This window comes from Burkholderia sp. HMSC10F09 (assembly GCF_001806955.1).
Lineage (GTDB): Bacteria > Pseudomonadota > Gammaproteobacteria > Burkholderiales > Burkholderiaceae > Burkholderia > Burkholderia multivorans.
In genome coordinates this window covers 1-2731 of record NZ_KV786637.1, presented here as the reverse complement: position 1 = coordinate 2731, position 2731 = coordinate 1, and the positions used below count along the sequence as shown (strand labels likewise).

At 65.2% G+C, this 2731-nt stretch carries 3 protein-coding genes; all 3 read right to left on the bottom strand.

Annotation, left to right across the window (positions count from 1 at the left end):
- Positions 1–135: 135 nt before the first annotated feature.
- Entirely contained in the window at positions 136–2001 is a 1866-nt protein-coding gene (gene phaC / locus HMPREF3115_RS09745; protein ID WP_070554269.1) for a class I poly(R)-hydroxyalkanoic acid synthase, read from the bottom strand.
- A 132-nt stretch (positions 2002–2133) separates the two neighbouring features.
- Positions 2134–2355 (bottom strand): hypothetical protein, encoded by a 222-nt coding sequence (locus HMPREF3115_RS30825; protein ID WP_125902772.1) that lies wholly within the window; start codon positions 2353–2355, stop codon positions 2134–2136.
- Between the two features lie 3 nt (positions 2356–2358).
- A partial coding sequence (locus tag HMPREF3115_RS09740) for a laccase domain-containing protein (RefSeq protein ID WP_176748743.1) occupies positions 2359–2731 on the bottom strand: 373 nt, incomplete at its 5' end.

Here is a 2731-nt window from a genome sequence, read left to right as displayed (position 1 = left end):
GGTCCGCGCGGCCGATACGATCACTACGTCCGTCATTTTCCATTCCTCCGAGCCCGCGCGACACGGCGCGTCGCTGCCGACCCTGTTAAAAAAACTGCGGTGCGTCGGACAGCGTGCGCCGCTGTCCGGCTTTCGTCAATCGCGCTGCAATACGTAACGGCCGGGCGCCGGTTCGATCACCGGGAACTGCGCGGAGCCGAGCTCGGCCGGCGCCGCCACCTTGCGGCCGCCGTACTGGTCGAGCCATTCGATCCAGGTCGGCCACCAGCTGCCCGGATGCTCGATCGCGCCGGCGAACCAGTCGTCGGCGGCGCTCGGCAGGTCGTCGTCGTTCACCCAGTAGCTGCGCTTTTTCTTCGCGGGCGGATTGATCACGCCGGCGATGTGGCCCGAGGCGCCGAGCACGAACTTCAGCGGGCCCGTCAGGATCGACGTCGACGCATAGGCCGTCTGCCACGGCACGATGTGATCCTCGCGCGACCCGTAGATGAAGGTCGGCACGTCGATGCGCGACAGATCGACCGGCTCGCCGCAGACGGTCAGCGCGCCCGGCTCGCGCAGCTTGTTCTCGAGATACGTATTGCGCAGGTACCACGCGTACATCGGCCCCGGCAGGCTCGTCGAATCGCTGTTCCAGTACAGCAGGTCGAACGGCGCCGGCGTGCGGCCCTTCAGGTAGTTGTCGACGACGTAGTTCCAGACGAGATCGTTCGGGCGCAGGAACGAGAACGTGTTCGCGAATTCGACGCCGCGCATCAACCCGGGCGGCGTCCCGCTCTTGCCGCCGATCGTCTGCTCGCGCATCTGCACGTGCGCCTCGTCGACGAACACGTCGAGCACGCCCGTATCGGAGAAGTCGAGCATCGCGGTGAGCAGCGTCATCGACGCGGCCGGATGTTCGCCGCGCGCAGCGAGCACCGCGAGCGCGGTCGCGAGCATCGTGCCGCCGACGCAGAAGCCGAGCGTATTGATCTGTTCGCGTCCGCTCACCTGCTGCACCGCGTCGATCGCGGCGAGCAGCCCTTCGTTCATGTAGTCGTCCCACGTCTTGTGCGCGACCGACGCATCGGCATTGCGCCACGACACGAGAAACACCTGATGGCCGCTCGACACCGCGTGCGCGACGAGCGAGTTCTCCGGCTGCAGATCGAGGATGTAGAACTTGTTGATGCACGGCGGCACGATCAGCAGCGGCCGCTCGAACACCTTCGCCGTCTTCGGCGTGTACTGGATCAGCTGGATCAAGTCGTTCTCGTAGACGACCGCGCCTTCCGTGCACCCGAGGTTCTTGCCGACGACGAATTGCGATTCGTCGGTCTGCGAAATCTTGCCGCGCTGCAGATCGCCCAGCAGGTTCATCATCCCCTGCCGCAGGCTTTCGCCCTGCGTTTCGAGAATCGACTTCTGCGCATCGGGATTCAGCGCGAGGAAGTTGCTCGGCGCGGCGGCGGCCGTCCACTGCTGCACGGCGAAACGGATGCGCTCGCGCGTTTTCGGATCGGTCTCGAGCGCGTCGGCGAGTTCCTGCAGATAGCGTGCATTGAGCAGATACCACGCGGCCGCGAATGCATGGGCCGGCGATGCCTTCCATGCGTCGCCGCTGAAGCGCCGATCCTTCAGTTCGGGAGCCTCGAGCTTCGCTGCGGCCGCCTGCTGCATCAGCGCGACGCAGTCGCGCGCATAGTCGGCCTGCAGCTTCTGCAGCCGCTCGGGCGGAATCGCCGCGACCGGCAGCGTGAGCCCCGCGAACGGCGACGCCATCGCGCCGAAATCGGGCATCGACGGCATCTGGAACGGGAACGACTTCGGAAACTGGAACGTAGCGAACGGATTGACGGCGGCCGACGCAGTCGCGGCACGCGCCGGATCGGCAAAATCGCGCCATGCGTTCAGCCAAGCTTCGAACATCTGCTGCATCGGCTGCGCGGCGGAACCGAATCCCGTATTGCCCGCGGAAGTGCCCGCCGCAGCGGACGTCGACGAATTTTTCGATGCTGTCATTACCTGCCTTACCGGTGATTCGTGAGCGTCAATCGCGAAATCCTGCTCGCGCGCGGCATGCCGGCTGCGAGCCGGGCCGTCATGCCCTGGAGAGGCGTCTCCAGATTCTGCCGCAGTGCGGTATTTTTATCATTATCGTTTTCCCCATGTGAAGCCGTGCGTCAAACCACCGAACATTCGAACACCGCAATAATCGGCGGAAAACAGGCGGGACAAGGGTTTCGGGGAAACATAAAACATTTTGTCCAACGCGACTCCCGGATTTTTCAATCGGTCAAGCATACTGCCCACCATTGCCGCATCAATATCGAGATAAATCGATTGCGCGGCGCAGCAAACAAGCTGCGCACGCATCGGTCAATCGGCCAGCCAGATCGCCGCGGCCATCCTGCCCGTCACGCGGTCGCGGCGATACGAATAGAAACGCGCGCGCTCGGTGAGCGTGCATGCATCGCCGCCGCTCACGTGCACGACGCCGGCCCGCGCGACACGCACGCGCGCAAGCGCATACAGATCGGCCAGATACTTGCCCGGCGCGCCGTCGATCGCGACGAACGCACGACGGGTTTCATCATGCTCCGACTGCGTGGCCGTGTCGAGAAACGCGTCGCGCACGTCCGCACCGACTTCGAACGCGCGCGGCCCGATCGCCGGGCCGAGAAACGCATGGACGTCGGCCGCCGCGCCGCCGGCCAGCGCCGCGACGCGCGCGGCCGTCCGTTCGACGATG